General features: G+C 67.1%; 24 protein-coding genes and 2 pseudogenes. 9 read left to right on the top strand and 17 right to left on the bottom strand.

Translation table 11 applies throughout. The features are described from left to right. Window positions 1-8: 8 nt before the first annotated feature. Window positions 9-818 carry a metalloregulator ArsR/SmtB family transcription factor gene (locus tag HEB94_RS00920; protein ID WP_202896033.1) on the bottom strand — a complete coding sequence of 270 codons (810 nt, stop codon included), beginning with the start codon at window positions 816-818 and terminating at the stop codon, window positions 9-11. A 206-nt stretch (window positions 819-1,024) separates the two neighbouring features. On the opposite strand from HEB94_RS00920, the gene HEB94_RS00915 reads away from it, so the two are divergent. After that, complete coding sequence (locus HEB94_RS00915; protein WP_192748199.1) at window positions 1,025-1,759, top strand: maleylpyruvate isomerase family mycothiol-dependent enzyme; 735 nt, start codon at window positions 1,025-1,027, stop codon at window positions 1,757-1,759. A 99-nt stretch (window positions 1,760-1,858) separates the two neighbouring features. On the opposite strand, the gene HEB94_RS00910 is transcribed toward HEB94_RS00915, so the two are convergent. The 4 genes from HEB94_RS00910 to HEB94_RS54120 form a co-directional block, all read right to left on the bottom strand. Continuing rightward, window positions 1,859-2,887 (bottom strand): YVTN family beta-propeller repeat protein, encoded by a 1,029-nt coding sequence (locus HEB94_RS00910; protein ID WP_192756165.1) that lies wholly within the window; start codon window positions 2,885-2,887, stop codon window positions 1,859-1,861. Between the two features lie 27 nt (window positions 2,888-2,914). Next, a complete protein-coding gene (locus tag HEB94_RS00905; protein ID WP_202896032.1) occupies window positions 2,915-4,078 on the bottom strand; it encodes a Dyp-type peroxidase in 1,164 nt (387 codons plus the stop codon). A gap of 221 nt (window positions 4,079-4,299) precedes the next feature. Then, on the bottom strand, window positions 4,300-4,836 hold the full coding sequence (locus tag HEB94_RS00900) for a DUF2231 domain-containing protein (RefSeq protein ID WP_192748197.1): 537 nt from the start codon (window positions 4,834-4,836) through the stop codon (window positions 4,300-4,302). A gap of 67 nt (window positions 4,837-4,903) precedes the next feature. Then, entirely contained in the window at window positions 4,904-5,632 is a 729-nt protein-coding gene (locus HEB94_RS54120; protein ID WP_420481567.1) for a sensor histidine kinase, read from the bottom strand. On the opposite strand from HEB94_RS54120, the gene HEB94_RS52070 reads away from it, so the two are divergent. After that, complete coding sequence (locus HEB94_RS52070) at window positions 5,573-5,698, top strand: hypothetical protein (RefSeq protein WP_273374660.1); 126 nt, start codon at window positions 5,573-5,575, stop codon at window positions 5,696-5,698. The two genes, HEB94_RS54120 and HEB94_RS52070, sit on opposite strands and share 60 nt — an antisense overlap. Before the next feature lie 473 nt (window positions 5,699-6,171). Here HEB94_RS52070 and HEB94_RS00890 read toward each other — a convergent pair whose 3' ends face one another. The 4 genes from HEB94_RS00890 to HEB94_RS00875 form a co-directional block, all read right to left on the bottom strand. Further along, window positions 6,172-6,900: a response regulator transcription factor gene (locus tag HEB94_RS00890; protein ID WP_192748195.1), complete on the bottom strand. Its 729-nt coding sequence runs from the start codon at window positions 6,898-6,900 to the stop codon at window positions 6,172-6,174. Next, window positions 6,897-7,700, bottom strand: a complete 804-nt coding sequence (locus HEB94_RS00885) for an FAD:protein FMN transferase (RefSeq protein ID WP_192748194.1) — start codon at window positions 7,698-7,700, stop codon at window positions 6,897-6,899. The genes HEB94_RS00890 and HEB94_RS00885 overlap by 4 nt, the downstream gene beginning before the upstream one ends. A 7-nt stretch (window positions 7,701-7,707) precedes the next feature. Beyond that, entirely contained in the window at window positions 7,708-7,956 is a 249-nt protein-coding gene (locus tag HEB94_RS48845; protein ID WP_273374657.1) for an FMN-binding protein, read from the bottom strand. A 391-nt stretch (window positions 7,957-8,347) separates the two neighbouring features. Further along, the gene (locus HEB94_RS00875) at window positions 8,348-9,739 is read right to left on the bottom strand and encodes a ferredoxin reductase family protein (protein WP_192748192.1); all 1,392 of its coding nucleotides are present in this window, start codon (window positions 9,737-9,739) and stop codon (window positions 8,348-8,350) included. A 258-nt stretch (window positions 9,740-9,997) separates the two neighbouring features. On the opposite strand from HEB94_RS00875, the gene HEB94_RS00870 reads away from it, so the two are divergent. Beyond that, complete coding sequence (locus HEB94_RS00870; protein WP_192748191.1) at window positions 9,998-10,732, top strand: response regulator transcription factor; 735 nt, start codon at window positions 9,998-10,000, stop codon at window positions 10,730-10,732. Between the two features lie 427 nt (window positions 10,733-11,159). Here HEB94_RS00870 and HEB94_RS00865 read toward each other — a convergent pair whose 3' ends face one another. The 3 genes from HEB94_RS00865 to HEB94_RS00855 form a co-directional block, all read right to left on the bottom strand. Next, window positions 11,160-12,014 carry a sulfotransferase gene (locus tag HEB94_RS00865; RefSeq protein ID WP_192748190.1) on the bottom strand — a complete coding sequence of 285 codons (855 nt, stop codon included), beginning with the start codon at window positions 12,012-12,014 and terminating at the stop codon, window positions 11,160-11,162. Window positions 12,015-12,162: 148 nt separating this feature from the next. After that, complete coding sequence (locus HEB94_RS00860; RefSeq protein ID WP_192748189.1) at window positions 12,163-12,720, bottom strand: dihydrofolate reductase family protein; 558 nt, start codon at window positions 12,718-12,720, stop codon at window positions 12,163-12,165. Between the two features lie 174 nt (window positions 12,721-12,894). Continuing rightward, a complete protein-coding gene (locus tag HEB94_RS00855; protein ID WP_192748188.1) occupies window positions 12,895-13,749 on the bottom strand; it encodes an MmyB family transcriptional regulator in 855 nt (284 codons plus the stop codon). Between the two features lie 140 nt (window positions 13,750-13,889). Between HEB94_RS00855 and HEB94_RS00850 the strand changes: the two genes are divergently transcribed. Beyond that, a complete protein-coding gene (locus tag HEB94_RS00850; RefSeq protein ID WP_192748187.1) occupies window positions 13,890-14,660 on the top strand; it encodes an alpha/beta fold hydrolase in 771 nt (256 codons plus the stop codon). Window positions 14,661-14,970: 310 nt separating this feature from the next. Next, a complete protein-coding gene (locus tag HEB94_RS00845; RefSeq protein WP_192748186.1) occupies window positions 14,971-15,981 on the top strand; it encodes an aldo/keto reductase in 1,011 nt (336 codons plus the stop codon). Between the two features lie 6 nt (window positions 15,982-15,987). On the opposite strand, the gene HEB94_RS00840 is transcribed toward HEB94_RS00845, so the two are convergent. Continuing rightward, window positions 15,988-16,191: a LapA family protein gene (locus tag HEB94_RS00840; RefSeq protein WP_037810084.1), complete on the bottom strand. Its 204-nt coding sequence runs from the start codon at window positions 16,189-16,191 to the stop codon at window positions 15,988-15,990. 168 nt (window positions 16,192-16,359) lie between these two features. Here HEB94_RS00840 and HEB94_RS00835 point away from each other — a divergent pair. Then, window positions 16,360-16,900 (top strand): annotated as a pseudogene (locus HEB94_RS00835) (transposase family protein); the annotation flags it as partial. An 80-nt stretch (window positions 16,901-16,980) separates the two neighbouring features. Here the strand turns inward: HEB94_RS00835 and HEB94_RS00830 are convergent. From HEB94_RS00830 to HEB94_RS00820, 4 genes and pseudogenes are all read right to left on the bottom strand, one after another. Then, a complete protein-coding gene (locus tag HEB94_RS00830) occupies window positions 16,981-18,117 on the bottom strand; it encodes a class I SAM-dependent methyltransferase (protein ID WP_192748184.1) in 1,137 nt (378 codons plus the stop codon). Between the two features lie 548 nt (window positions 18,118-18,665). Further along, on the bottom strand, window positions 18,666-19,001 hold the full coding sequence (locus HEB94_RS52065; protein WP_192748183.1) for a zinc-binding dehydrogenase: 336 nt from the start codon (window positions 18,999-19,001) through the stop codon (window positions 18,666-18,668). Window positions 19,002-19,296: 295 nt separating this feature from the next. Continuing rightward, window positions 19,297-19,536 (bottom strand): annotated as a pseudogene (locus tag HEB94_RS54115) (alcohol dehydrogenase catalytic domain-containing protein); the annotation flags it as partial. 77 nt (window positions 19,537-19,613) lie between these two features. Beyond that, the gene (locus tag HEB94_RS00820) at window positions 19,614-20,462 is read right to left on the bottom strand and encodes an alpha/beta fold hydrolase (protein WP_192748182.1); all 849 of its coding nucleotides are present in this window, start codon (window positions 20,460-20,462) and stop codon (window positions 19,614-19,616) included. A gap of 63 nt (window positions 20,463-20,525) precedes the next feature. Between HEB94_RS00820 and HEB94_RS00815 the strand changes: the two genes are divergently transcribed. The 3 genes from HEB94_RS00815 to HEB94_RS00805 all read left to right on the top strand — a co-directional run bounded on the left by HEB94_RS00815 (window position 20,526) and on the right by HEB94_RS00805 (window position 24,007). Further along, on the top strand, window positions 20,526-21,080 hold the full coding sequence (locus tag HEB94_RS00815; protein WP_192748181.1) for a TetR/AcrR family transcriptional regulator: 555 nt from the start codon (window positions 20,526-20,528) through the stop codon (window positions 21,078-21,080). 269 nt (window positions 21,081-21,349) lie between these two features. Beyond that, the gene (locus tag HEB94_RS00810; protein ID WP_337917421.1) at window positions 21,350-22,603 is read left to right on the top strand and encodes an IS110 family RNA-guided transposase; all 1,254 of its coding nucleotides are present in this window, start codon (window positions 21,350-21,352) and stop codon (window positions 22,601-22,603) included. 642 nt (window positions 22,604-23,245) lie between these two features. After that, the gene (locus HEB94_RS00805) at window positions 23,246-24,007 is read left to right on the top strand and encodes a hypothetical protein (RefSeq protein WP_192748180.1); all 762 of its coding nucleotides are present in this window, start codon (window positions 23,246-23,248) and stop codon (window positions 24,005-24,007) included. Window positions 24,008-24,083 lie beyond the last annotated feature (76 nt).

Raw genomic sequence — 24,083 nt, 5'->3', positions numbered from 1 at the left:
TGGTCGGTTCAGTCGTTCGCGCTGGACATCGTCCAGGGCGCCTGCGGAAGGACCTCGCCGGTTTCGAGCAGGGACTTCAGGTTCGCCAACACCGCCGGCCAGCCGCGCGAGATGCCGACGCGCATCTCCGGGTTCGGGAAGTTCTCGTGGGTCACGGTGAGGCGGACGATGTCCTCGTGCGGTTCGACGAGGAACGTGACGAGTGACGGCTCGCGCGGCGGGTCGATGTCGGGGGCGTCGTCGAAGGTGATGACCAGGCGCGTCGGGGGTTCGGTCGTGATCACCTGACCGACGACCTTGGCCTTGCCTGACCCGTCGACGCCCTGGAGCTGCCAGGGTGAGCCGGGCTGCCAGTCGGAGACGCAGGCGTGTCCCCAGTAACGCGCGGTCAGGTCGGCGTCGGTCAGGGCCTGCCATACCTGTGCCGCGCTGGCGCGGATGTAGGTGACGTAGACGTAGGTCGGCACGGATGTGGTCTCACTGGTCATGGCGTATTCCTCTGCATGTTTCTTGATGGCGCTGAGGGCTTGCAGGCGGGGCTTGTCGAACCCTGAGATCCAGCGCTCCTCGATCTCGTGGATCGGCGCCGGGTTGAGGTAGTGGAGCCGTTCTCGTCCGCGTCGCACCACGGTCACGAGGTTGGCCCGCTCGAGGATGTCGAGATGCTGCGTCGCTGACTGGCGTGCCATCCCCAGCCGGTCGCACAACTCGCGCAGCGTCTGGCCGTTGTGCTCCCGCAGCCGGTCGAGCAGGAGGCGTCGGGTGGGGTCGGCCAGCGCCTTGAAGGCCGAGTCCATCTCTGTCGCTTCGAGGCTCACCCGGGCGATTATGCAGGTAAATACCTGCATAAGTCCAGGGGACTCCTCCGCCGAAAACCCGGCACGGAGTGGCAGGTGGCGGGCACGGCTGATGACCTGGCTCTGCGCGAGGGCCGCGAACTCTCGGAGATTGGCTCGCGAACTTTCGGCAATGTCCCGCGAAAAGGAATGTCAGCCTGTCGGAGACCACCCCTAGGGTGTCTGTCATGACCCTCGCCACCGACGCGTGCATCGCCGCCATCGCGCAGCACTCGGCCGGCTTCGCCGACGCCGTCCGCCACAACCTGGACGCCCCCGTCGAGCACTGTCCCGACTGGAACCTCGCCGACCTGGTCTGGCACCTGACCGAGGTGCACTGGTTCTGGCGCACGATCGCGGCCGAACGCCTCACCGCACCGCCGGAGAGCGAGCGCAGGCCCGAGCGTCCGAAGCGGGAGGACCTCCTCGCCACCTTCGAGCGGGGAGCCCTCGAGCTCACCGCCGTCCTCAGCGCCGCCGACCAGGAAGCGCCGGTGTGGACCTGGTACCCCGACCGCCAGGACATCGGGTTCATCACCCGCCACCAGGTCCAGGAGGCCGCCGTCCACCACTGGGACGCCGCCAACGCCACCGGGGCGGAGTGGAAGATCGAGACCGAGGTCGCCACCGACTCGATCGAGGAGTTCCTCACCTGTTCCCTGGCCGACGCCAACGACGTCAAGCAGCTGGGCCGGTCCCTGTCCGGGCCGGTCGTACTGTCCGCGACCGACACCGAGTTGTCCTGGACGGTCGCCCAGTCCCACCCCGAGGCCGCGCTGCTGTGGGTGCCGCGCGCGGACGGCCCAACCACGGTCGCAGGTACGACGGCCGAACTGCTGCTCTGGATTTACGGACGCGCCGACCTGCCCACCACCCAGCCGGAGCGGGTCGCGGAGTTCCGGGGGCTCAGCTCCACCGACTAGCGCGCAGCAGCATTTTACGCGTGACGCCGACAACGCCGCGAGCCAGAATGCCCGGGGCTGCGAGTCAGGCGGCGGACTTTATGCCCTGGTGCGGACGTGTCACGGTTTCACGGCTACACCGTAGGGGCTGTTACCGACGGGTACGGTGGCGATGACTTTGCCGGCGTTGGGGTCGATGACGCTGACGTTGCCGCTTCCTTGGTTGGTGACGTAGATCCGGCTGGGGGTGACCGCAAGGTTGAACGGGTCGGTCCCGGGCTGGCCCACGGAGATCGTCGTGGAGACGCGGTGGTTTCGGGTGTCGATCACGGCGATGCGACCAGGGCCGAGTACGGCGACGTAGGCGGTGTGGGCGTCGGGTCCGAGGGCCACGTCGAAGGGACCTTCGCCGACCGGCACGCTTGCCGTTATCGCGCCGGTCTGGGTTGCGAGCGTGGTGATCCCGGCGCTCACTTCGTTGGCGACGTAGGCCGACCGACCATCCGCAGAGAGCGCGACAGCTATCGGGAAACGGCCGGCAGGTAGGGAGCGGACGGCTCGGTGGGTACGGGTGTCGATCACCGAAAGACTGTGGGATCCGGAGTTGGCGACGTAGGCTCTGGCGCCGTCGTGGCTGACGGCCACGCTGACGGGGGAGACGCCGACCGGGATGGTCGCGATGACACGGTGGGTGCGGGTGTCGATGACTGACAGGCTGTTGGAGCCTCCGTTGGTGACGTAGAGCGTCTTCCCGTCGGGGCTCAGGTCGACGCCGGTGGGGTTCTTCCCGACTCGCACGCTGGTGAGGATCTTGTGGGTGCGGGTGTCGAGTACGGAGACTCTGGCCGAGCCGTTGTCGGCGATGTAGGCGTTGCGGTTCTTCAGGGAGACGGCGATGCCTTCGGGTGCGACACCTGAGGGGACGGTGGCGATGACCTTGTTGGTTCGGGCGTCGATCACCGAGACCGTGTTGTCGAGTTGGTTGGTGACGTACACATGGCCGCTCGGGGGATCCGGGTCGGGGTCTGGGCTACACGAGGTCAACAACGTGGTCAACATCAGCCCGACGCAGGCGACCAGTGCCCCCCGGCGCGCCTTGAGGTGTGGCGGGCTGATGGTGCGGGCCAGGCCTTGTCGGAGCCTAGGCATGTCGCTCGCCTCCCGTGCTGGTCGCGGTCAGGTCAGGAGTCCACGTGCGTAGTAGTCCTGGTCGTCGCGGACGCCTGGAAGGTCGAAGAAGTAGCCTCCGCCGCGTGGGCTGACATAGGGGACGAGGCGTTCTTCTTCGAGTCGGGTCTGCATGGCGATATAGGTGTGGAGTTCGCGCTGGTAGCAGACGAAGGCGTGGCCGAGGTCGAGGCTGCCGTCCTCTTGAGGGCTGCGGTCATAGTCGTAGCTGCGGCGCAGGATGGTGCTGGTTGAGGCGGTTTGCGGGGTTTGGGGATTGGCCAGTCGGATGTGGCAGTCCAGCGGTGTGATCAGTCCTTGCGGGTCGTTGGTGTAGATGGGATCGAGCAGGTCGGAGGCGTCGGGAGAGTTTGCGTACAAGGGGGCGCCGCTGACCTTGCGCCGGCCGAAGATGCGTTCCTGTGCGGCTGCGGGCACCTTCTGCCAGTCCTCGATGTTGAAGTGGACGATGCGTACGACCTGGTAGGTGCCCCCGGCGGCCCAGGAGGGCTCCTTCGTATGAGGCTGCACCCAGACCACCTGGTTCAGCTGGGCGGGGTCGCTGATATCGGGATTGGCGATGCCGTCCTTGAAACCGAACCAGTCCCTTCTGACGCCGACCGGTCGGGGTGGATTGCGTTGGCCGTCGATGCGCCAGTGCAGCGCCAAGGCGCCTGCGGTGTGGGTGACCAGGTCGATCACCGCGTGCACCACCGTGTCCCGGTTGTCGGCACACAGCTGGACCAGCAGGTCCCCGCCCGACAGCGCGGGGTCTAGGTCGTCATGGAGGAAAGGCGTCATGGTGACCAGCTGGACTGGCTTGCTGGGGGCCAGGCCGAAGCGGCCGTCGAAGAGGCTCGCGCCCAGGCCCACGGTGACGGTGAGGCCGTCGGGTACGAGGTTGGGCCCCAGGATGCCGCTGTCCGAGGGCGGCGAACCTGGCCGCTTGGGCGGCGTGCCGCCTGCGGTGAGGAAGCGGGCACGGGACGTCAGCGTGCGGAACAGGTCGACGAGTTCGCCGCGGCTCGTGGCAACCAGGTCGAAGGACAGGAAGGTCGCGACCCGCTGCGGAGGGGTGGCGATGCCGGCCTGGTGGTAGCCGTGGAACGGAATCCTCCGCGAACGCGGCGTGTCGCTGCCGGCGGCGGGCACAGCCAGGTCCCTGTTGATCATGCTTGCGCTCGTCGCGCCAAGGCCGGCCACGGCGGAGCCCTGCAAAAAGGAGCGCCGCCCAATCCACGATCCAGGACACCCGCCGCCGTCGTCATCGCCGGCAGCGGGCCACTCGCCGGCCATACTTGACGAATCCCCGCACACAGCCCGCGCCAATCCCCTCCCGATCCCGAACGGTGAGATTCGGCAGAACGTGCCTCGGTGGTGGCTATGGTCTGGTCTCAGTCGCCGCCTGTGGGCGTGACGTACCGCTCGTCGCCCCAGGCGGCACGGGCGCCTGCGTCACCGACGCGGATGACCTGAACTGCTGAGCCAACCGCAAGGACAAGGGTGGCTACCGCCAGGATCAGACTGACTGGTCGGATCCATCTCGCGGTACCAGTCGCCGCGCCCTCCGTCGTCATGATTCCTCCGTCGCTGCGCCGTGATGGGCGTTGGTAGAGGTCGAGCAACGCGAGCGCGGTCACGGCTACCAGGAGAGGAACGACGAAGAACACCAGTTCCCCGCCGAGGTCGGCATGTCGGGCGATCTTGGTGCTGGGTTCCAGGCGCGCGCGCAGGCCATCTCCCGTTTCGGTGGCCAGGGGAACCGAGATCACCGCGGCGCCGGTCGCAGCCACCACGAGCCACCAGTAGCGTCGTCGTATGGCCGGGGAGATCGCGATCACGCCGGAGCCGGCAGCCGCCAGCGGAACCAGGACGACAGTCGCGTGCACGACCAAAACATGAAGGGGCAGACCACTGAAGAAAGTAGGCATTGAGGGGACCTTCCGTCAGTCAAGCTTGCGTCGGCGTTCGACCCTGTGACGGCTCTACGATTCCTCCTTAGTTTGAGAGATTGCTTGGAAGACTTCGGGGTGCCGCGGCTGCGGGCAGAGTGATCCGAAACGTCGCACCGACGTCGGTGCCACAGACCTCTATTCGGCCGCCGTGTTGAGCGACGATCTCACCGACGAGGGCGAGCCCGAGACCGTAACGACGTCGAGGGCCTTCGGCTGTCGAAGGTCCACTCGACGTGAAACGTTCGAAAAGCCGAGGCGCGACTTCTGGGTCGATGCCAGCGCCATCGTCAGCGACTTCTATGACAGCGTGTCGGTCGCGCAAGCCCACCGTGAGTGTCACGGCCTTATGGGCGTGCCGGACGGCGTTGTCAGTAAGCGCGGTCACTGCGCGGCGGAGCGCGACGGGGTTGCCTCCGACGTAGGCCGGTTCCGCGTCGAGCATGCTGAGGTTGACAGAGGATGCGCGTGCGGCCGCCACGGAGGTCGTCACGACGCTACTAACCAGAAGGCCCACGTCGATGTGTTCGCAGCCGGAGCCGCTGCGCGGATCAGCGGCCAGCAGCAGATCCTCGAGTACCGCCGTCAGATTGTCACCGTCGGCGACCAGGCTGTCGATATCGGCGAGTACGGCCTTGCGGTTCGCTCCTCGTTGGACATGGCGTCGTAGGAGCTGGGCGCGGGTCGTCAGCAACGTCAGCGGCGTTCGGAGTTCGTGACTGGCGTCGGAGACGAACCGACGTTGAAGTCGCAGGGCGACGGCGAGGGGGTGCACGGCCCGGACACCAAGGAGGGCGCCGCTGGCGGCGGCCAACAACAGTCCGACCCCACCGACCACTGAAAGTGCCAGGACCAGACGCCTGCTCTCGGCATGCGCGGTTCGTAGATCGAGAGCTCCTCCGACGGTGACGTCGCCCCGGCGTACGACATCGATGCGGTACTCCTCCCCAGCGGCCTGGACGTCGTGGGCCTCAGCGACCCCGGTGCGAGTCACCCGGGTGAGTGTCGCGTCGTCAAGCAGCCCCGGTGGCAGGCCAGGCGTCGACGTGCGACCGTCCGGCTTCGCCAGGACGAGCCAGACGCTGGCGGGAGGGTCGTTGACGTCCTCGGCTCGCATAACGGCCTCAGACAGTAGCGTTTCGGTGGCTGCATGCTGGCTTCTCAGGACCACCAGGACCGCGGCGGTGACGAGCACCGCCACGACGGCTGCGACGATCAGGCCAGCCTGGAGGCCAAGGCGGAACGCCGCGCGACGTAGGAGCGTTGTCTCCGGTGTCCTCCCCGCGCCGGCCGGCCGTGGCCGGAAGACTGCTCTCACCGGCTCGGACGCCGGCCGAGCCGGTAGCCCTCTCCGCGGACCGTTGACACGATCTGCCGACCGAGCTTGCGGCGTAGGTAGTGAACGTAGGTGTCGACGATGACCTCGCATTCGGCTCGGGGAAAGACCCGAGCCAGTAGTTCGGAGCGGCTGAAGATCTGCGAGGGTCGCCTTGCCAGCAACGCCAGCAGGTCACATTCTCGTCTCGAGAGCGGCACCTCGTGTGTAGTGGAGCTGATTGGACCAGACACCTCTCGACTGTCGAGGTTCAGCCGCAGGTCGCCCACCGGGAGGATACGTGCCGCGTCCAGATGGCGGCGGCGCAGGGCGCGCAGCCGAGCCAGCAACTCTTCGACGTCGAAAGGTTTCGCCAAGTAATCCTCGGCCCCGGCGTCGAGGCCCTCCACCCGGTCGGCTGGATTCCCCAGCGCAGAAAGGACCATGACGGGGGTCACGACACCGCTCCGGCGTAGTCGGCCGAGCAGGTCCAGACCGTCGATCGCAGGAAGGCCTCGGTCGAGGAGAAGAACCTCATACCCGCGAGACAGAGCGAGGTGGAGGCCTCGTTGTCCGTCATTGGCTGTGTCGACCGCGTAGCCCTCCTCCGTAAGCAGCCCAACCAGCATCGCTACAAGGGCCGGGTCATCTTCGACCAGCAGCAGCGGCACGGGCTGACCGGCCTCTGCCCGGGCCGTACCCGCCAGCGTTCCGTCGGCCCGTCTCATCGGAATCTCCCCCGAGCGTGGTCTTCGATCAACTCGCGTCCTTTGACCGAGACCTCGCTGTGGAAGCCGCGAGTGCACCAGCTGGAGCCATCGGCGAAAACGACAAATGCCTCGAATCCGGTAAGTGTGTCAAGCCAGGTCGGTGACTCCCGTCCCATCGCAAGACCAGCGGTGGCGTAGGCGTCGGCGTGGGTCAGGTCTGAACCGATGACCGTCACACTGGCCAGCTCCTTCACCGCCTGCCTCGTGTGTGGATCCACGACATGGAGACCGCGCTCAGCGACGCCCGACGTCGCGACCGCGAGGTCTGTTCCGGCTACGACGGCAGCGAGCCGAGTCCGGTCGAACGGATCGATCACCCCCACCCGCCACGGAGAGTCGGCTCCAGCAGTCCCCGCCATAAGGATGTCGCCGCCGGCATTGATCAGATGGTCCCCAGATCCCGCGGCACGCAGGATCGCGTCGGCCTGGTCGACCGCCCAACCTTTGACGACACCGGACGGATCCAGATGGTCCGCGTAACAGACGTCGAAGTAGCCGTTCGTGCGCTTCGTGAGTTCGTCACACAGATCGAGCACGATCGCGACCGTCTCAGGGCAATCCTCCAAAGAGATCGTTCCCTGGTCAAGTCGACTGATCGCGCTGTCGTCGCGGTAGGTGCTGAACGTCGCGTCCACGGTGTGCAGCCAACGCGTCACGGCGAGAACCGCACCCTGCCCGATCGAGGGGTCCCGCACATCGATCGTCACCACCGTCCCCATGACGGGTTCGACATGGCGGAGACCAACCTGGCCAGGCATCCGTCGTTCAGACACGGGCACGGTCCAGCGCCGACTGCAACGACTCGACGTAGCCTTCGCTGGTGTAGGTGGCGCCGGAGACCGCGTTGATCTGCGCGGACTGGGCGGCGAGCGCCTCACTCCGTAACTCGGGCACCGCATAGCTCGCGATGTCGAGGTCGCGCTGGTTGCCGTTGGGTAGTTGAAGCGTGGAGATGTCGGTGATCTTGCTGTCAACCATCGTCACCTGAACCTGCACGGGACCATACGCCGTCATGACCGTCTGGCCGGCCAACTTCCGTCGGGTGGCCGGCGTCCTACCCGCCGGGCGCGTTGCCTGGACGTCCGGGGTCCTGCTGCTGTTCGCGCTGCTGGAACTGGCGGCTGCAGGACTGGCCTTGGTACTCCCGCTCGTGGCTCTACCATCCACCGAAGGTGAGGGGGCACGGACCTGTGGACCGGTGGAGGAATCCGGTTGGGTGTTCGAAGCGCCGCCCTCGGCGAACGAGGGGGCTCGGCCTGTCCCGGTCTGGGTCCTCAGACCGAGCAGGACGCCAAGTCCGGCGATGGTCGACACCACGGTGATCACCACTCGCTTCATGGATTCCTTCCTTCGTCCGGCAGCCAAGAAAGCAGCGCTGGTGGCGCCTGCTCGTGCCTCGGCCTCGCTACAAACTGAAGTCCTCGTGATGAATCCGCCAGCGCGGAACACCGCACGCTCGTAGCGACCTGATGGCCGTGGCAGTCATCCCGGCAGGACCGCAGACGTACACGTCGCGGGTGGAGACGTCAGGTATGAGTCGACGAATGGAGACCGGGTGCAAGGGATCGTGGTCCCCTGCGGGGCCGACGATGTATCGCACCGTCGCCTTTCGAGCGACGGCGATCGTGTCGATTTCCTGTCGGAACACCAGGTCGACAGACGACCTGGTCCGATAGAGGAGGGTGAGATTGCCGGCCTCGGCGGGCAACGTCTCGAACAGTGCACGCAGCGGTGTGATCCCCACACCTCCGGCGATCAACAGGACGCTGTGCCGGCTGCGCCGGCGCGCGGTGAGCGCTCCGTAGGGGCCCTCCACCATGACTTTTGTGCCCGGAGGTACCTTCTGTAGTTGGCGAGTGTGGTCGCCGAGAGCCTTGACGGTGATACGTAACCAGTGCGGATTTGGTGCGGCCGACAGGGAGTAGGGGTGCGACTGCCACCAACTGCCGCGAGTCAGGAACCGGAGTCGTAGAAACTGGCCCGCTTCGGCCTCGAGTTCCCGAAGTCGTGTGCCGACGAGATAGATCGAGACCACGTCTGGCGCCTCGTCGCGGACATCAGCGACGATGAATCGATGTCTCCAGGCGTTCCGCAGTGGAACGACCAGCCTGAACCATGCCAGGGTGGCGGCGGCCAGGCAATACAGGATTGTCCATACGACGCGTGCGGTGGCGTTCGTGACGAACTGTGCACCGGTCTCGATCTGGTGCAGGAACGCCGACGCGATCGCGGCGTACGTCAACAGGTGAAGGAAGTACCACGTCTCGTACCTGACCCGGCGGCGGACCGCCCTCGCGGAGACCACGCCTACGACGACCAGGAGGGCCGCGCCAATCGTCGCCCAGAGAACGTAGGCGTACTCGGTCAGTAGTCTTCCGGCCTGCCGCAGAGGATCCGCGTGTTGGGTCACCGCGTAGCCCCACCAGATGAGTACACCATGCATGACGGCGACGCCTACGACGTACTTCCCGAGGACGCCGTGGAGCCGTGCCAGGCGGTCGGCGCCCACACTCCGTTCCAGGAAGGGGACTCGTGCCATCAGGACGAGCAGTGCCATGACGAGGTACCCGGCGTAAAGGCCGGTGACGCGGCCGGCTTCGCTGAGCTCACCTCCGAGCGACGTCGGGGGATGGGTGCTGTGCCACCACAACCATGTGGGAGCGAGCCCGCCTGTGATGATCAGGACCCAGAGCACAGTTGGCGCGTGGTGGGCCCAGTACGCCCGCAGTTCGGTCCCAGCGCCGGAGACGAGGGTCGCGCGGTGACGTTGCCCGGCGGACGTGGGGGAGGAGCGCATGGGCTTACGGTCTCCGGTGGAGCGCCGCGTATCAATACGTGCACCCTGTGGAAACCCTGTGAAGCCGCGGGTTGGACATCTGCCCGTGGTCGAAGTGGACGGATCGCTCCGAAACGGTCACAGTTCGGGGTCAGGCGGCATCTGGGCACAGATATCCGGGGGCACAGGAAAGGCTCAGGTTCGACGTCGAGAATGTTCCATCGAGCCCGGAGGACCTTGTTGGACCGGTCAACCGATCATTGCGCGAGGGAGGGTGGGATGGCGGACGGGGTCTCGTTACATTCGGTGCGGATCATGGTGGTGGACGACGAAAGAGATCTTGCCGAGATGATCGCTTCCGCCCTCCGATACGAGGGGTGGGACACGACGGTCTCGACGAGCGCCGAGGAGGCGCTGAAGCAGGTCCGCGACTTCGATCCGGCCGCGATCGTCCTGGACGTCCTGCTGCCGGATGCGGATGGGTTCGCAGTGCTCGAGAAGTTCCGTGCCATGGGGGTCCACGCGCCAGTGATTTTCCTGACCGCTCTGGGGACGACCCAGGACCGGGTGCGCGGACTAACCGTCGGTGGGGACGACTACGTCGTCAAACCCTTCGATCTGGAGGAACTCGTTGCCCGACTGCGGGTCGTCCTGCGGCGGGGCGCCACCACAACGGGGCACCGCCCTTCGCGCTTCCAGGTCGACGACCTCGTGCTCAACGAAGGCACTCATGAGGTACGCCGCGGCGAGCGTCTCGTCGAACTCACTCCGACGGAGTTCGAACTGCTGAGCTTCCTGATGCGTAACAGCCCGACCGTGGTCTCCAAGGCGCAGATTCTTGATCACGTGTGGCGCTACGACTTCGGTGGGAACACCAATGTGGTCGAACTCTACATCTCCTATCTTCGCCGCAAGATGGACAATGGGAGAGATCCACTCATTCATACGGTTCGGGGTGTGGGCTACGTCGTCCGTCCGCCCGTTCCTGACCAGACGCCGATGAATGGTCGCTAGGTCGATGGGCCGACCCGTTCCTACACCAGCCGTCGTAGGAACAGGTCGAACGGCTCTCTCGGCTCGATGCCGATCCGTGCGTCGACTGCCTGGCATCCACTAGGCGCGGCGATCAGGGGATGATGTCAAGCTCAGCGACTGAATCGCCTGTAAGTGTTCTTGGTGGCTGGCCTGGGGCTGGTTGGAAGGGTTGGCGCCGGTCACTCGGCGCCCGTTGCGACTCGCGAATCGTCTACCGCTCGTGGGTGTGACGCCCGGGATCTGTCAAGTGGGTGCTGGGTGCCGACTCCGACCCTGGCTCACCACGATGGCTTGATCAGAAGCATGCCCGCCGAAGGGTTGCCCTCCCGCGGCGTGGCTCGTTACAGGCCGCCTCGTAGTGACTTCTCACCCTGGGCCACGCCGGCCGCACTGGTCAGAAGGCTTGTCAGAAGGAGTGCCGCACGGAGAGGGTCTTCGCCACGCGGTCGGTGTCGTACTCCTCGCCGAGCCAGTCATAGAGCCCGCGCAACGAGGACGGGTCCTTGACGTAGTCGTCGAAGTGCACCTGGTAGCCGCGGTCGCCGCGCTTCTCCACGGCCTCCCGCAGCCGGGTCTCCACGTCGGCGAGCTCGGTCAGGGCGTTCGGGTTGTAGCGCACCCAGCGGCTGCGGGCGACGTCCTCGAGGTTCCTGGTGTTCAGGATGAACCGCGCGCCCGGGAAGAGGGTCTCGATGAAGGCGAGGTACTCATCGGGGCGGGCCTGCCACCAGCGGATCTCCTTGAAACCAGCCACGCGGGTGCCGGGCTCTGGGCGGAGCAGGGTGTCGATCACCAGCTGGCGCATGTGGGCGGCAGCGATCGCGGCGGGATACCCGTCGATGCCGTACCACGGGTGAGTCGCCGTCAGCGGCTTGTCACCCGTCCACTGCGCGCGTGCCTGAATGGCGGCCGAGTGGTACTCGAACAGCTTGTAGAGGGCCCCGGAGTTCTCCCCGCGGATGCAGTACCCGGGTGTCCCGTCGAGCAGCCCCATCAACAGGGTCGAACCCGACCGGCCGTACGTCACGATGAAGAGGAAACCAAGATCCGCCCCGGCGTCCGCGGCGTCGCCGTCCACTCCGGAAGCAATGGCGCGGAGTGGGCTCGCGGCGCCACGGGCCGACTCCAGGTCCAGGGTGAGGCGGAGGACTTCCTTGCGCAGGCGCTCGTTCTGGTCGAGGAGGCGGTCACGGTGCGCGACGAGCCGTTTCAGGGGAGGAACAGCGGCGCTCGCGGCCGCGGCAAGGAACCCTTTGCCCATCTAGGAAGAGTAAAGGAACAACCAACCGCGTAACCGCTGGCCTACGCAGCCACCACCTCAGGAAGATGTGCTAACTCCCGCCGCGAGGACGGCCGAGGACGCAGGCGGAGCGCGGGTCGGCAGCCGACAGCCGACCCGCCGGTGCGGCTCAGCGGGTCCGGTAGCGCGCGTAGATCAGCCCGCTGTCGAACGCACGCTCCTCGACCAGCTGCAGATCCAGGCGCACGCCGTCGGGGAAGAACCGCTTGCCGCCGCCGACCACGCTCGTGGTGATGAACAGGTGGTACTCGTCCACCAGGCCGGCCGCGATCGCCTGGGCCGCGAGGTTCGGTCCGTCGACGGTGAGGTCGTGATCAGCCTCGGCCTTGAGCTTGGCCACCGCGTCGGGGTCGAAGCTCCGCTCGATCCTGGTCCTCGCACTCGACACCGACTCCAGCGTCGTGGAGTACACGATCTTCTCCGCGGCCTGCCAGTCGCGGGCGTACTCCAGGAGGTGCGGCGGCACGTCGGGCTTGGTATGCACGGTCTCCCAGAAGAGCATCGTCTCGTACATCCGCCGGCCGTAGAGGTAGGTGCCCACGTGGCGGAAAACGTCGCCGATGAAGGTGTGCACCTCCGGATCGTCGGCCCCGGTGCCGAGGTCGCCCTCCGGCGCCTCGGCGTAGCCGTCGAGCGAGGTGATCATCGAGTAGATGAGCTTTGCCATACGTCTCCTCCGGGTACGAGCGCGTCGCTCTGCCGGCGGTCCTACAGACTGCGACGTCCGCACGACCCGGAACTCATCGATCGGCTGGCCGCCCGGTCCCGTCAACCATCCGATCCCGGACGAAGCGCACCTCGGCCCGCCCGCCCCGTGACCTCCGCCAGCTGTAGGCAGTCCTCACCGATGACTGCGGTGCGCGGTCTCCGGGCCCACGACACGCAGAAGCTCGAGAGCCTCGACGCTCGTGGATCCGGGCGGCGGAGTGAAGAGACGCAGCCGCTGGTCCGCGGCCTGCGTCTGCAGCATCTCGTAGTCGAACTCGATGGCCCCGACGGACGGATGCAGGACGCGCATCCGGCTCTCCCGGCGCACGGCGACCTCGTGCAGCTGCCAGAGGGCGGCGAACTCCTCACTCGCCGCCCCAACCCGGTCGATCAACGAGGTCGAGGGCCGGTCGTAGCCGCGACGTGTCGCGGCGGCACGCAGGTCCGCGACGCGCAAGCGGCTGAGGCGGTCGTGCTCCTCAGCGGGGTACGCCTCGCGCACGAACGGATCGGTGAACCAACGCCACACGATGTTGCGGTCCGGCTCGTCAACCGTGCACACGCACCCGAACAGAGCCTCGGCCAGAGCGTTCTGCGCGAGCAGATCGCCGAGGTCGGTGAGGAGCTGAGCGGGCGTGTCGCCCAGCCGGTCGAGCAGGTAGAGCAGGCCGGGACGGACGTGATGACCCGCGCGCGCCCCTTCGGGCGGACGGTGGCCCGCCAACAGGTAAAGGTGATCTCGCTCATCCTCGCTCAACCGCAGTGCCCGGGCGAGCGCGGCCAGTAGCTGGACCGACGGCTGGGAGCTGCGCGCCTGCTCGAGCCGCATCACGTAGTCGGCCGACACGCCAGCCAGCTGGGCTACCTCTTCGCGGCGCAGGCCGGGCGTGCGGCGCCGCCGCCCGGCAGCCAGACCGACCTCCTGCGGCCGGAGCCGTTCGCGGGAACGGCGGAGGAAGTCCGCCAGCTTGGCGTGGTCCATCTTCATGTCATCCATCCTCGGCGTTCCGGCCCACTGCTCGTGCCGCGCACCCTAGGAGAGCCGCTCCTAGGGAATCCGCTCCGCTCCTCATCTCCCCACGCTCCTGGCATCGTCGCTGACGTCCAGCGATGAGATGGGAGACAGACATGGCAGAGATCACAGTGGGCGCCGCGCGCGTGCCGTACCGGGTGATGGGCGAGGGCCGCCCGCTCCTCCTGGTGCACGGGACCAACGCGGGTTCGAAGTCCTGGGACGGCGTGGCCGGGGCGTTCACGAGCACCAGCAGGGTCGTGCTGCCGGACCTGTCGGGAAGCGACGCGACGCGAGACGACGGGAGGGCGCTCACGGTCGAACTGCTCGCGGGGCAGCTCGCCGCCGTGATCTCCGATCTCGGGGAGGGGCCCGCCGACGTGGTGGGGCACTCCATGGGCGCTCCGGTGGTCGCTGCGCTCGCCGCCGTCCGGCCCGACCTGGTCCGCAGCATCGTGTTGGTCGCGGGCTTTGCCGGACAGGGCGACGAATACTTTCGCAACGCACTGATCGTCATGCGTGATCTCGCCGGTGATGGCGACACCTTCGCTCGGTTCGCGATGCTCCTCGTCTTCAGTCGTGAGCATCTGGGCTCCATCGGCCGGGCGTCCGTGGAGGAGCTCGCCGCGGCCTATCGGCCGAACGCGGGCAGGCTCCGGCAGATCGACCTCGACCTGCGGCTGGACGTTCGCGATCTGCTTCCGCGGGTCCAAGCGCCGACGCTGGTGATCGGATGCGCCCGCGACGCGATGGCTCCCGTGGAGAACTCCCGTGAACTGGCCGCCGCCATCCCAGGCGCGTCGTATGAGGAAATGGACAGCGGACACATCGTGATGGCCGAGCGGCCAAAGGAATTCGTGAAGCTCGTCCGCGACTTTATCAACTAAGAGATCCCGCGGGTAGGGGCGCCGTCGCGAGCGCCGCGATACCGCCGCCCGGACCAGTGGAATCTCTTTAGTGATCGAGCGGTGATCGGTCGTGGCGACGGACCCGCGAGGGCGGTTTGCTGTCGGGGGGCTGAGTAGTGCCCCACGCGCTCGGCCGAGAATTGACAGTTTGTTACTCGCTACCACTGGGTTCTCTGGTACGTCTGGCTGAAACGGTCGAAACCTGACAGGGCGCACATGCCCCACGCCTCCGAATTCCGAACCGAGACGTATTGTGTTAGAGCGCACTCCAACTCCTAGGTTCGGAAGCATGCGATACATCAAACTCGGAACGACCGGACTGGACGTCTCCGCCATCACCCTCGGCTGCATGAGCTTCGGCGAGCCGGACCGGGGCGGCGAGCCCTGGTCGCTGGGCGCGGACGCCAGCCGGGACATCATCAAGCAGGCCCTCGAGGGCGGCGTCAACTTCCTCGACACGGCCAATGGGTACAGCGCCGGAAGCAGCGAGGAGATCGTCGGCCAGGCGGTCAAGGAGTTCACCCGGCGCGAGGAGGTCGTTCTCTCCACCAAGGTCTGGATGCGGATGCGCCCCGGCCCGAACGGCGCCGGGCTGTCCCGCAAGGCGATCTTCGCCGAGCTCGACGCCTCCCTGAAGCGACTGGGGACCGACTACATCGACCTGTACCAGATCCACCGCTGGGACTACGACACCCCGATCGAGGAAACCCTCGAGGCGCTGCACGACGCGGTCAAGTCCGGGAAGGTCCGCTACATCGGAGCCTCTTCCATGTACGCCTGGCAGTTCGCCAAGGCCCTGTACCTGGCTGACCTGAACGGCTGGACCCGGTTCGTGTCGATGCAGGACCACTACAACCTCATCCACCGGGAAGCAGAGCGGGAGATGCTCCCGCTCTGCGCCGACCAGGGCATCGGCGTGATCCCGTGGAGCCCGCTGGCGCGGGGCAGGCTGACGCGGGCCCGGGACACCGCCACGGCGCGTGCCGAGACCGACGAGGGCGGCAAGATCCTCTACCGCGACGAGGACCAGGTAGTGGCCGAGCGCGTCCACGAGATCGCGGGCAAACGGGGTCTGTCCCCGGCCCACGTCGCCCTGGCCTGGGTCATGCGCAACCCGGTGGTGACCTCGCCCATCGTCGGGGTCACCAAGCCGGCCCAGCTGGCCGACGCGGTCGCCGCGGTGGACGTCGAACTCGACGAGGACGAGGCCGCCTACTTGGAGGAGCCCTACCAGCCGCACGAGGCCGCCTACCTGGGGGAGTCCTTCTACAAGCAGCAGCCTGTGGCGGGCTCCCGGTAGTCCGGGCTACCGCCGGGCCTTCGACGAGTCCTTGGCCTCGGCCTTCACAGCCCTGTGGTCGGCCCGGCGGTGCTTGCGGGCGGTCGCGCGCAACTGCATGATCCGCGCGCTGCCCGCCAGCGCGGTGAGCAGGATGCCCGCCACCGCGGCCAGCAGCAGGGCCACGCGCAGCGGAACGTGCCCGTGGGCACCGAAGTAGCTGACGTCCACCGACTGCTCCTGAGTTTGGTCAATTCCTAAGAGATTTTGCGGGTAGGGGCGTCAGGCTGATGTGACGCGGGCACCGGGATCCGTTTTGATGTGGGACTCCTACATCTCTACATCTGAAAACGGAGCACCGGTGCCCGCCGTCGAAGCATGGGCGATCGAGCCTCGAAACTCGTCTTCGGCGGCTCGTACGCGAAGCACGCCGATCAATCGTGCTCGGCAACCACGATGAGAACCCGACGCAACGAGTGGATCGCGGCCGGTGTCTTCGCAGGGCTGGAGCAGATCGTGTTGGAGACCTACGACCGTGTCGTGGGCCTGGACCTGGCCGACATCACCGAGCTCGCGTTGCCTGAGCAGATCACGGTGCACCTTGACGCGGGCTACGACTCCACGGTCACCCGCAAACTGCTGACCGAGCTCGGCTGCGAGTGGCGGATCCAGCCCAAAGGCGTCGTGATCCCGATCAACCACACTCGCCGCTGGGTCGTCGAGCGCACCAACTCCTGGTACAGCCGCGGCTTCAACTTCACCCTGTCCTGCACGGAACGTCGAGCGGTCGTCATCAACGCACTGCTCGCGTTGCTGACCGCGATCATCGTGATCCGACGCCTCATCCGCGAAGCCTGGACCAGCCAACGCTGGGACACACGGCCAGCCCGCCGACCATGACGCCTCGTCCTCTACCCGCGGAATCTCTAACTCGTGCTGATCATGCGGCGGCGCAGGACTACCCGAAACCCACTGCGGATCTCGCGGAAGCGGGCCGACGCTCGATGCGCGGCGAAAGCCTCACCGTCGGCGTACCTTTCGACGCTCACGTGGCGCTCGGGTTTGGGCCTCGTTCTCGGTGAGTTCTGGTGCCCTGTTGGTCGATTGCGAGCGCAGCACAACCGCCTCCTTCTCCAGGGAGAGGCCGTCTGGCGAATACTCGGGGAACATCTGGAGCCACGAGGCTGCGATCTCCCGCTCGTCGGTGCGGTAGGTGTCATCGAGCACGACGACGTGGTCGGATCGAAGGTGTTTGGCCAGGAGCGGGAGCGCGGGAAGGCGGGCAAGCCTTCCGCTGGAAGCCGGTGGCGGCCCGTCGACGAAGAGGATCTCGATGTCGGTAAGGTCCTCCCAGGCCGACCGTGTGTACCAGCGGAACGAGTCTCCGTCGACGTCCACCGGCTCGAGGGGCGCGAGCCTGACCTCTGCCAGATCTCCCAGGCCACGCGTTTCGATTAGGGCGCGTGTCTCATCGTGACAACGCTGATCGTGTTCGAGCGCTACGACCCGCCCGTCGATCCCGAACTTGCGGAGCGCGAGTGCGAGCCACACTGTGGACATCCCGCTCCCGCACGTGACGATCAGGTGGGGCCTGCGAACCCGCACCAGATCCACAAGGAGCAGGAGCAGGTCCGGTGAGGTCGCGAAACCCCGAGTCTGGGGAATCGGTTGGTCGAGTTCGATCACCGAATACAGATTCTGCAACGCTTCGAGCTGGTGATAGGTGGTCAGGAGATCACTGCGGAGCTCGTCTCGACTGATGCTGTGCTGCGTGAGCGTGTCAAGCTCTGTATGCAGCGCCGAGAACTCTCCGTTGTGCTGATGCAATTGCACGGTCAGTCCCGCGAGGTAGCTGAGGCTGCGCCCCGCGAGGGTGTCAAGCTCTGCACGTAGCGCCGCGAATGCGGCGTTGTGCTGGTCCGACTGACTGGACAGTCGCGTTAGGGCGGCGGCCTGTAGCTGGTGCCTGCGATCGAGAGATCGGTTGAGCCGTTGCATCTGGAACAGTCCGCCCGCGAGCAGACCAAGGGCGACAAGCGCGGCCGTCGTAGCTGAATCGATCTGATCCAGCAGCCGGAGTACGACCACTCCGGACGTCCAGACGACCGCGGCGCCGATGATCAAGACTCGCGTCGACCAGACACGCGTCCTCCTCATCGTTCCCCGCTTCTGTTTGGAGGGCTCCGGCCGTCGGTCCGCATGGGCGGGGTGAGGCTGGACGGAATCCCGAGACGACCGGACCAGTTCCCGCCCAGGCAATGACGAAACATTCGAAGATCACGAAAACCGCAGAACCCGTTCCGCTCGGTGTGGAGGCGACCTCCCGTGGATCGGCCCCGGATCGCTACAACACCTGAGATACGGGCGAGCGCCTCATCCGAGACGGGAATGCCAAGAGGGCTGACCCCACTCCTCGTAGAGTACGACGGCAATGACGGAATCCGGCTCGGCCGCATTGCGCCGATGGCAGATGGTGAGGACGCGTGCGCCAGGTTGAATCGCGCTATTCACACGCGGACCCCGGCGCGTGGCAGGTAGGCAAGTGACAGCTTGGGCACGATGCCGGCGCCGAGTCCGGCGCCGGCGAGTGCAAGCACTGTGGCGGAGTCGATACAGACGTGCCGGCAGTCCGGTGTGATGCCGGAGGCTCAGCACAGGCGGAGCAGCTGTTGGTACCCGCCACTGGTCACGCGGTGCCCCGCAGGTCAGGGGATCACGACGATCTTCTTACCGGGTGAGGAGACCTGCGCCTCCCACGCCTGCGTGGCCTCCTCCAGGGAGTAGGTGGCCGTCGGCAGCGTCAGAGAGCCCGCGGCGGCCAGGGACGCGACGTGCCCGTAGCTGGCGACGATGTCGGCCGGCGCCGCGCGTGTCGCGCTGAAGCCGATGAGCGTCAACTGCGCGGCGCGAAGCCATTCGACGTGGAATGGCGTCCCGTCGCCGCCGGCCGCGCCGACGTTCAGGTAGCGCCCGCCTGGCTTCAGGCATGCCAGCGCCGACTCTGCCCACGGCCCCCACACCGGGTCCACGACCAGGTCCACAGGACCGCCAAGGAAAGCCAGCTGCTCCGACAGCGGTATCCCGCCAAGGACCGCCACGCCGTCCGCGGCAGGGGAGACCTGGGCGAGGCGCTCGGGTACGGCCGGCCGCGATGACGCGCTCGGCGCCGGCCAGTCGTGCGAGCTGGATGACGGCCGTGCCCAGCGGGCCGGTGGCGCCAAGCACCAGAACGCTGTCGCCGGCCTGGATACCGGCCTTACGCAGCGACAGGTCCGCGCTCGTGCCCACGGCGCCGATCGCCGCGGCGGCGACGCTGTCGAGTTCCTCCGGGACCGGGATGCACGTCGCGCGGTCGGTCAGCAGGAACTCGGCCAGCCCGCCGTCGACGCCCGGGACCAGGCCCGCCGGGGCCATGGCGCGGACTCGCAGACCCTGGTCGGGTCCCGCCACGATGGTGCCGACCGCTTCGATGGCGGGAACGTAGGGGAGTTTCGGTGGCCCGGCCCTGTGATGCCCCGAGGCGAGGTGCACGTCGAGCGGGTTCAGTGCCGCCGCCTCCACCCTGACAAGCACCATGGTGCCGGTGGCCGGCGATGGGTCGGGACGGTCGGTCACGCGCGGTGCGGTGCCAAGAGTGTCGATCACTGCGGCCTTCATGGTTGCTGCTGCTCCTTCGTGGCGGATGGGCGGTACTGGGCGTGGTTGGTCGCGACGTCGAACGCGACGTTCGCGAGGTCGATGAGCTCGGCGGCGACAGCGGCCGGGTTGGTCGTGTACGGAAGGTGGCCGCTGTCGATGACCACGAGCCTCGATCCGGGGATCAAGTCCCTGGCCGTCTCGGCGGCGCGGAACGAGAGGACGGGGTCGTGTCGCCCCCAGACCAGCACGGTGGGGGCGGTGATCCTCCCGGCCTGCGCCCGGAGGTCGTGCTCGGGGAGGCTGAAGCTGTGCCAGATCTCGGTGACGGCCGTCACCCCCCGCGTGGTGCGCGTGATCGCGATGGCACCGGCCCGCGCCCGGTGGTCGGCCGCGGTACGCGGGCGCATGTATGCCCGGGAGAACAGGGGATAGATCAGGCGGACGAACCAGGGACGGCTCATCAGCGCGCAGAACCCGCGGCTTGCGAGCGTGGAGGCCTCGAAGCCGCCGCCGTCGATGACCATCAGGCCCCTGACCAGGTCAGGTCGTCTGATCGCCAGCCGGGCGGCGACGTTGCCGCCGACCGAGTTGCCGACCAGGACGGCGCCGTCGGGTGTGAGAGCTTCGAGAAGTTCCTCGACGATCTGGGTCAGCCGCAGTTCGGTGGCGGGCGCCGTACCCGCCGGGGACCGGCCGTGACCCGGCCAGTCGACGCCGATGCTGCGGAACCCGTCGGGGAGCAGCTCGCGGAGCTCGTCGTAGTCATGGAGGTCATGGCCGCCGCTGGGCAGCAGGACGATCGGGTCGCCGCGGCCGCGAGAGTCGTAGGCGACCGTCCCAACGGATGTCGACAGTGTGGGCATGGACGCACCCTAGCTCACTGACCGACCGGTCGGTCAGTGACTCCGGGCATAGACTCCCGAGCGATGACAGAAGGAACGAGGGCCTCCGGCGCGCTGCAGACACGCGAGGCACTTCTCGACGCCGGCGCGGCACTGGCGGAGGAGCACGGCCTGGCCGGCGTCAGCGTGAACATGGTGGTCGCCCGGGCAGGGGTCGCCAAGGGGACCTTCTACGTCCACTTCAAGGACCGCGCGGCGTTCGTCGATGCCATGCACGCACGCTTCCACGCCCGGGTCGAGGCCGCTGTCGGCGAGGCGATCGCGGGACTGCCGCCCGGCGCCGAGCGACTCTTCCGCAGTGCGGAGGCATACCTCGACGTCTCGCTCGCGAACAGGGGCGTCAAGGCGCTGTCGCTCGATGCCCGCTCCGACCCGGCTGTGCAGGGCTCGATGGAGGCCCGGCGCAAGCGCCTCGCGGCAGCGGGCGTCGCCGACCTGGAGGTCATGGGCTGGGACGACGCCGAAGAGGCGGCAGGGTTGCTGGCAGCGATGACCCGGGAGATCTCGGTACTGGAATTCGATGCCGGCCACCGGCTGCCGGCATCACGTCGCGTGCTGAAGCGGTTCCTCGGGATCTGAACAACCCCGCGGCCCGCGTCCCCGGCGTCTCCCAACGGGACCTGCGAAAACACTTATGCTCATTAGAGGACCATCCCTTCTGCAGCCCTCACGGGTAGGGTTGTGACCTCTCGGTCCCGGTGGGTGCATGGCCAGTAATGCGAGCTGTTCGACGGCCAGCATGAGTTCCGCCAGCCCCGCCGGGCCGAGGTCGTCTGATCGGCTTCAGGGACACGCCCCGCAGAGGGCCGATTAATGAGCTCCCGGCAGACGACCTCACCACCGGGCAGGTGCTCCTCGAACCGCCTTGGAGTACGACGCAGGTGTTCATCGGATGGGATTGGGCGAGCGAAACCCATGACGTGACCGTCATGGACGACACCGGCAAGCGCATCGACCGGTGGGAACTGGCCCACACCGAGGAAGGGTTCGCCAAGACCCTGGCCCGACTGCGCAAGCACGGCAACCCGGCCGGCCTGCCCGTGGCCATTGAGACCACCCGGGGCCTGGCCGTCGACCGGCTGCTGGCCGCCGGGCACCCGGTCGTGCCGGTCCACCCGAACGCCTTCCACGCGATGCGGGCGCGCTGGGGCGCTTCGAAGGCCAAGACAGATGCCGGCGACAGCATGAAGCTCGCCGATTACCTGCGCACCGACGGCCACCTGCTGCCGAGGCTGGAGCCCACCGAGCAGGCCACCCTCGACCTGCAGGCCCTCACCCGCCAGCGGGCCGACCACGTCGAGGCCAAGGTCGCCGCCGTCAACCAGCTCGCCGCGCTGCTGGACGAGCATTGGCCCGGCGGCAAGACGGTCTTCGCCAGCCTGGACAGCGACATCGCCATGGCCTTCCTGGAGCGGTACCCCACCCCGGCCTCGGCCGCCACGCTCACCGCGGGGCGCCTGGAAGCCTGGTGCAAGCGCCGCGGCTACTCCGGCAAGAAGCCCGGAAGCGTCCTGATCGAACGTCTGCGCGCCACGCCGAAGGCGGCCTCGCGTCTCAGCGAGGCGATAACCGGGCAGCTGGTCCGCGTGCAGGTCCAGCTCGTGCAGGGCATCCGCGGAACCATCCGCACACTGGACAAGACCATCGCCGAGGCCACCAAAGCCCACCCCTACGCGCCGCTGTTCGCCACCATGCCGCGCATCGGCAAGGTCAGCCTCGGGCAGGTCATCGGGGAGATCGGCCCGATCCTGGAACGCGCTCAGACCTGCGAACAGCTCATCGCCGAGGCCGGTGTCGTCCCCCTCACCCGCGCCTCGGGCAAGTCCCGCACGGTCGCCTTCCGCTTCGCGACGAACCGCCGAGCCCGCGTCGCGCTGACCACCTTCGCCGACAACAGCCGCCACGGCAGTACCTGGGCAGCGAAGATCTACAACGACGCCAGAGCCCGCAAGAAGCGACACCCCCACGCGATCCGCATCCTGGCCCGCACCTGGCTGCGGGTGATGTGGGCCTGCTGGCGCGACGGCACCTGCTACGACCCCGCCACCCACCAGGCCAACAGGAAGATCAACACGCCCGCGGATAAGCCTCTCGCGACATAGGGGTTGACTCAGGAAACTCATGCGACGACACCCCAGGGGGACGGGGCGTGACAGCCCGCCAAGCGGGCCGCCTCATTGCCTATGACCTGACGCTGGATGTTCCCTCTCTAATTCTGTTCCCGGTGTTCCTGTGTCGACGCTCAAGTATTTCCCCATCCACAGGCCATTTTCGTTCACGATCTCCCCCAGCCGAGGTTCATGAATATCCCATGAGGATGACGAACCGCGTCCGCACGCAACGTCACGGGCATCTCTGACTGGCTGAAGTCTTCGAGACAGGTTGGCGCAACGGCTGCAGGTACGTATGTCGCGGCTTTTTTATCGGGATCGGATCGCCCCGCTCGCCGTGCCCGAGCTGAGCCCGCCTCCTGGAGGACGCGTGCTGGTGCGTCAAAGTCCACCAGAACACCAGCGTCTCGGTTCAAATTCTCATTAAAGCTTTCAGCTCTCTTCTCATAAAGCAGACGGAAGAAGGCATAGCCGCTCAAAGTACCTCTAGACCTTCTTCTATCGTCACCTTACGGATAAAGTTTTCCAATCCAACGATAGCCTGATTCTTCAGGCTTCCCCCGGGTACGGGCGATGGAACTCATCCCGACCAATGGGGGAATCATGGATCCAAGTCCCGAGCTTCGTCACAGGATGCGCCGCGCGCGGGGCCGCGGTGTCTTCGCCCTGTTCTTCGGTCTTCTGCTGGGAATGGTCGGCGCCGTTGGCCTGACCCAACCGGCCGACGCGAGCGTCACGCAGCAGCCGCCGGGCGCCAACGGCTTCGTCCAGATTGACGGAGACCCGGTCGACAGCGGGCCGAGCAACGAGCCGCATGTCGGTTGCCGCTTCTCCGTACAGTTCTTCGGCTTCGACGCCGGCACCAATACGGCGGTCGTCGGGTTCGAGGCCATGCCACCGTCGGGGAACATGACCCCGGTCCAGCCCACGACCGGTCGCACCACCTTCACCTTCGAGGGACAGACCCCACCAGGCAACACCCTCAACCACACCGAGGCCTACGAACTCGACACCACCGGCCTGGAGCCCAATAACCAGGGCGAAGTGCACGTCAGGCTCGACGTACTCGTCACCGACGACAGCGGTGACGAGGCGTTCCACAAGTTCAAGGTCTTCTGGACAGAGCAGTGCCCGCCCGTGCCGTCGCCGAGCCCGACCCCTGGACCGACTGAGTTCCCCGGCGGCATCGACTCAGCTGCGGGGCCCGGTTCGTCGGCTGCCGGCACTAGCGACGCAGCCGCACGGCCCGGCTCCGCACCCGCCAGCGACTCGGCCGGCGGCATCAGTCCGGTAGGCAGGTCCGGCTGGATCGCTCTGTTCGCGGGCCTCGCATTGGCCGCGATTGTGCTCGTCCAGCTGCGGAAGTCGGTCCGTCGGCCTACCCGCGATGCGTAGGTGGCGTCGCCGCCTGTTCTTCTTGGTCGGCGTAGCGGTGGCGGTCTCAGGGAGTCTGGCGATCCAGCCCGGCTCA

This window comes from Actinopolymorpha pittospori (genome assembly GCF_014873875.1).
Taxonomy (GTDB): domain Bacteria; phylum Actinomycetota; class Actinomycetes; order Propionibacteriales; family Actinopolymorphaceae; genus Actinopolymorpha; species Actinopolymorpha pittospori.
This window is presented reverse-complemented; position numbering and strand designations above follow the sequence as displayed.